The following is a 5,102-nucleotide window of genomic DNA, read 5'->3' as shown; positions in this document are numbered from 1 at the left end:
GGAGTACTTCTAAAACTTTACCCTCGCTTTACCCGATTGTCAAATCCGTGAAATTCGTCGGAAATCACTTTCGGAAAAGCTCGAGCCCCGCGGAACAGTACACGACTAATTGTCGGTGCAATTCGTTGGGTTCCTCCAGGACGGCCGCTCCGGCGATCCGAAGATCTCCGTTTCGCTCGCCCGTCTCCCTGGCGGCTCGGAAAACATTACAGGGCGCTCGCCCTGGATGCCAAATCGGCCCGCTGCGAGCCGGGTCACAGCGGGCCGATCATGGAAAAACCTCAGGTCAGGCCTCGTATTCGAGGCCGGCGAAGGTGCGCTTCCCACGGCGGAGCACCAGAAAGCGACCGTGCAGTAGCGCAGCGGTGTCAAGAACGGCTTCACCGTCGGTGATCCGCTCGTTGTTGAGGTAGGCCCCGCCTTCGGCAATGGTGCGCCGGGCCTCATTGGCCGAGGACACCAGGCCCGCTTCGCGGAGCAGCCCGGTCATGGTCGGGAGCTCACCCCGTACAGAAGCAAGGCCGGCCTCGGACAATGCGGCCCGCAACGTGGCCGCCGAGAGTGACTCCAGCGAACCTCGCCCGAAAAGCGCCTGCGAAGCAGCGACCGCTTGGTCCGCCTCGTCGGCGCCGTGCACCAACGTGGTCAGCTCGTGGGCGAGCGCTCGCTGCGCGAGCCGGGCCTGCGGCCGCTCCGCCGTCGCCTTCTCCAGCTCCTCCAACTCGTCGCGGGATTTGAAGCTGAAGTAGCGCAGGTACTGGCTCACGTCGCGATCGTCCGCGTTGATCCAGAACTGGTAGAAGGCGTAGGGCGAGGTCATCGTGGGATCGAGCCAGACCGCGCCGCCCTCGCTCTTGCCGAACTTGGTGCCGTCGGCCTTGAGCACGAGTGGCGTCACGAAGGCGTGCACCGGGCCGGCCCCGCGGCGGCGGATGTAGTCGACGCCCGCGGTGATGTTGCCCCACTGGTCGGACCCGCCGTACTGCAGCTGGCAGCCGTGCCGTCGGTGCAGTTCGTAGAAGTCGTTGGCCTGCAGCAGTTGGTAGCTGAACTCGGTGAAGCTGATGCCGGTCTCGAGGCGGTTGCGCACCACGTCACGGGCCAGCATCTTGTTGACCGGGAAGTGCTTGCCGACGTCGCGCAGGAAGTCGATCACCGAGGTCGGACCGGTCCAGTCGAGGTTGTTGACCATCTCGGCGCCGTTGGCACCCTCGTAGGTCACGAACGGCTCCAGCTGCGAGCGGATCCGCGTGACCCAGCCCTCGACCACCTCGGGCGGGTTGAGGGAACGCTCGCTCGACTCACGCGGGTCGCCGATCTGCCCGGTGGCGCCGCCGACCAGCAGCAGCGGCTTGTGCCCCGCCTGCTGGAGCCGGCGAGCGGTGATGACCTGCATCAGGTGGCCGACATGCAGTGAGGCGGCGGTCGGGTCGAAACCCACATAGAACGTCAGGTTTCCGCCGTCGAGTGCCGGAGTCAGCGAATCAAGGCCGGTGGAATCCTGGATCAGGCCACGCCACGTCAGGTCGTCTACGAAAGTCACAATCGAATTGTCCCGCACCCGCACGTGCACCGGAAACCGGGTTTGGCCATGCTGTATCCCATGAGCCACCTCGCCAAGGTCGATCTGAGCGCCAAACTGTCCAAGCAGCAGGGCCTCGAACGTCTCGAAGCCGCCCAAGAACGCCTCCTGCGGCTGCGGCTGCTCCTCGGCGGGCAGATCGGCGAGAAACGCATCGGGCCGCCCCTGTGCGTGCTCTTCGAAGGCTGGGACGCCTCCGGCAAGGGCGGCGCGATCAAACGCCTCGTCGCACCCCTGGACCCCCGACACGTACGCGTGTCGCAGTTCGCCGCACCCACCTACGACGAGAAACGACACCACTTCCTCCAGCGATTCTGGAACGTCCTGCCCGGTTGGGGCGGCATGACCGTGCTCGACCGCTCCTGGTACGGCCGCGTCCTCGTCGAACGAGTCGAGGGATTCGCCACCGAAGAGCAGTGGACCCGCGCCTATCAGGAGATCGTGGAGTTCGAACGGACGCTGGCCGCCGAGGGCACCATCCTGATCAAGTTCTGGATGCATGTCTCGCCCGAGGAACAGCTCAAGCGCTTCGAGGATCGTGCCGGCGACCCGCTCCGCCAGTGGAAGCTCACCGACGAGGACTGGCGCAATCGCGAGAAGCGACCCGCCTATGAAAATGCCATCGAAGACATGCTCGACAAAACCGATAAGAAACGGGCGCACTGGAAAATCATTCCGGGAGACAACAAACCGTTGGCCCGGGTCGCCGTCGTCGAACATGTCGCTGACACCATCGAAAAGCACCTCGCCGCGCACGGCTACAAACTCCACGACGCCGGCTGACGGCGTTCGGCGCCGTGACCGAGAGCCCTCGCTTCTCGTTAGCAGGACACGTCCTGCGTTTTCGCACGGGTCGAGGTGTGAGGGAGTGGCGAGATCCATGCGCATCCGGAGTTGGATCAAAGACCATCAGACCCAGGCAACGATCGGTACGGTCGCGGCGCTGCTCATCGCGGGCCTCGCCCTGGCGCGTGACTATTACGGCTGGGAGGCGGGGAAGTCGAATTCGGTTTCCACGCCGGAAAGGGCCGCCACCGGGGGGCCGTCGCGCTCGCCCGAGCCGGTTCCGCCGCCGTCCACCGCCGGGACCTCGCAGACTCCCCCATCGACCGACCCGCCGGCCGACCCGCGGCCGCCGACCCGGCTCGCCGACCCGCCGGACGGCTCGGCCGCGGCGGACACGGCCGGGAACCGCAAGGTCACGACCCGGTCCCGGGAGCCCGACGCACGGCGCAGCCCGGAGGCGGCGGCGGAGGAACTGCATTTCACCCTCAGCGCTGTACGCACCACGACGAACACCGTCAAGGTCACGTCCGTGGCCTCCGGCCGGGCCGAGGCCGGCCGGACCTACTGGTTCATCATCGAGACGGACTGGGGCAACGGGAACACCGACTTCTTCCCGCGCCGTCCGGTGTCGGCGGCGACCAAGGCCTTCGAGGTCGCGCTGCCCCCGGAGGCGGACCTCAAGTTCGTCCGCCAGGGCCGGATATATGCCCTCACCGACGCCGAGAGCGCCGGGGCCGAGAGCATGCGGCAGCATCAGCTGCAACAGGCGGGCGGCGCCGTCCGGGACGACACCTACTTCACCAACCCGCCAAGCGAGATCGCCTCGAACGCTGTACGGCTGCCGTTCTGAGTGCCGGTCAGGGCAGCATGACGACCTGAGCCGCGTACGACAGGCCGGCGCCGAAGCCCACGAGCAGCGCGGGTCCCGTCGTGTCGGGCAGGGCAGCCATCGCCTGGGGGATGGAGGCCGCGCCGGTGTTGCCGTTGGTGGTGATGTCGGTGGCCACCTGGACGTGCGGGCCCAGCTCCAGGGCCTTGGCGGCGGCCATGGTGATGCGCAGGTTGGCCTGGTGCGGGATGAAGGCCGCGAGGTCGGCCGTGGAGATGCCCGCGGCGTCCAGCGCGCGCCTGGCCAGGTCGGGAACGACGGAGGTCGCCCAGCGGAAGACCTCCGGGCCGGCCATCCGCAGAACGCCCGCCTCGTCGTACCGCAGCACTTCGCTCCGGGCGCCGTCGGCGCCCCACACCACCGGGCCGATGCCGCACGTCTGCGCCGGACCGACGACCACCGCGCCCGCGCCGTCGCCGAAGAGGAACGCCGTGCTGCGGTCGCGCTCGTCGATGATGTCGGTCATGCGCTCGGCGCCGACCAGGACCACGTGGTCGGCCGCTCCGCTGCGGACGAGCGCGTCGGCGGTCGCCAGTGCGTACGGGAATCCGGAGCACGCCGCGCCCAGATCCATCGCGCCGGCCGCGGTGGCGCCCAGCGCGTCGGCCACCAGGGGCGCCACGGTGGTCGCCCGGCCACGGTGGGACATCGTCGCCACCAGGACGGACGAGACGTCGCGCGGATCGACACCGGCGCCGGCCAACGCCTTCGAGGCGGCCGCCGCCGCCATCATGACCAGGTCCTCGTCCGGTGCGGCGCGCCGGCGCGACTCGATGCCGCAGCGCCGGCGGATCCATTCGTCGCTCGAGTCGATCAGCGCGGCGATCGGCTCGTTACGCACCTCGGCCCGCGGGCGGTAGGTGGCGACGCTGAGGATGCGCGACCCGGGGTGTCCGGCGCGGCGCTGCAAGGAGTTGGCCATGACAAGCAATACAAGCATGCCCGGCTGGGTGTGCTCCGAGTTCTTAGTTCCTCACCGGTAACCACACGTCCGTGCCGCCGCCGCCCTGCTCGTGGTGAGCACCTTCGGCGAGACGGGTCACGTGGCCGGCGTGCGGTTTTCGCGGCGGATGACCAGCCGGAGGCCGGACCAGATCTCGTTTATCGCGCACACCTTGTTGTCGACCAGCCCGGTCGGCAGCGCGATCGCACGGATGACGTCCTCGGTGACGTCCGTGGGCACCTTCGACGCCCGCTTCGGCCAGGCGACCCAGAAGCCGCCGTTCTGGGCCAGGCCGCGCCTGACCTCGTCGAGGCGGGCCCGCAACACGTGGCGTTCGGTCACGAACAGCACGATCACGTCGGTCGGCACGCCGGCGGCCAGGTCGGCGGCCAGGTCGGGCCGGATGACGACGCCGTCGGGCAGATCTTCGAGGGTGGCCTCGAAGCCGGCCGGCGCCTCGAGCAGGGCGACCCGGTGGCCTGGCTTGATGCCGAGCTTGCGGGGCAGCGGCGTGCCCGAATAACCAGCCATGTCAGCCTCGTCGCCCCGGCGTTGTCGGATCTTCGCGGATCATAGCCAGGCCGGCCGAGCCCGGCCGAGCCGCCCGGGCGGGTGGGCACGGATCTGGATAGGGTGCCACGTCGTGGACACGATGTCGGAAATGATCGACGCCTATCGCACCTGCGAGCTGGCGACCCTGACCAGGAGCGGCTCGCCGGTCGCCTGGCCCACCACCGGCCTGCGGCTCGACGACGGCACCTTCCTGCTGACCACGTCGCTGGGCTATCCGCAGAAGGCTTTCAACATCCGCCGCGACGGCCGGGTGGCGCTGTTGTTCTCCGACCCCACCGCGAGCGGACTGGACGAGCCCGCCCAGATCCTGGTCCGTGGGGTCGCGACCT

6 protein-coding genes are annotated in these 5,102 nt (G+C 68.6%); 3 read left to right on the top strand and 3 right to left on the bottom strand.

The window, feature by feature from the left end; all coding sequences use genetic code 11:
- Positions 1-286: 286 nt before the first annotated feature.
- Complete coding sequence (gene tyrS, locus Afe05nite_RS40895; protein WP_203822734.1) at positions 287-1,543, bottom strand: tyrosine--tRNA ligase; 1,257 nt, start codon at positions 1,541-1,543, stop codon at positions 287-289.
- 60 nt (positions 1,544-1,603) lie between these two features.
- Between tyrS and Afe05nite_RS40890 the strand changes: the two genes are divergently transcribed.
- Both Afe05nite_RS40890 and Afe05nite_RS40885 read left to right on the top strand, forming a co-directional pair.
- The gene (locus Afe05nite_RS40890) at positions 1,604-2,365 is read left to right on the top strand and encodes a polyphosphate kinase 2 family protein (RefSeq protein ID WP_203822733.1); all 762 of its coding nucleotides are present in this window, start codon (positions 1,604-1,606) and stop codon (positions 2,363-2,365) included.
- A gap of 97 nt (positions 2,366-2,462) precedes the next feature.
- On the top strand, positions 2,463-3,218 hold the full coding sequence (locus tag Afe05nite_RS40885) for a hypothetical protein (RefSeq protein WP_203822732.1): 756 nt from the start codon (positions 2,463-2,465) through the stop codon (positions 3,216-3,218).
- Positions 3,219-3,225: 7 nt separating this feature from the next.
- Here Afe05nite_RS40885 and Afe05nite_RS40880 read toward each other — a convergent pair whose 3' ends face one another.
- Both Afe05nite_RS40880 and Afe05nite_RS40875 read right to left on the bottom strand, forming a co-directional pair.
- On the bottom strand, positions 3,226-4,179 hold the full coding sequence (locus tag Afe05nite_RS40880) for a beta-ketoacyl-ACP synthase 3 (RefSeq protein WP_239118586.1): 954 nt from the start codon (positions 4,177-4,179) through the stop codon (positions 3,226-3,228).
- A 117-nt stretch (positions 4,180-4,296) separates the two neighbouring features.
- Positions 4,297-4,731, bottom strand: a complete 435-nt coding sequence (locus Afe05nite_RS40875; protein ID WP_203822730.1) for a DUF3052 family protein — start codon at positions 4,729-4,731, stop codon at positions 4,297-4,299.
- A 121-nt stretch (positions 4,732-4,852) separates the two neighbouring features.
- On the opposite strand from Afe05nite_RS40875, the gene Afe05nite_RS40870 reads away from it, so the two are divergent.
- Positions 4,853-5,102: pyridoxamine 5'-phosphate oxidase family protein (locus tag Afe05nite_RS40870; RefSeq protein ID WP_239118587.1), on the top strand; the 250-nt coding region annotated here is incomplete at its 3' end.

Source organism: Paractinoplanes ferrugineus (assembly GCF_016862195.1).
Classification (GTDB): Bacteria; Actinomycetota; Actinomycetes; order Mycobacteriales; family Micromonosporaceae; genus Actinoplanes; species Actinoplanes ferrugineus.
This window is presented reverse-complemented; position numbering and strand designations above follow the sequence as displayed.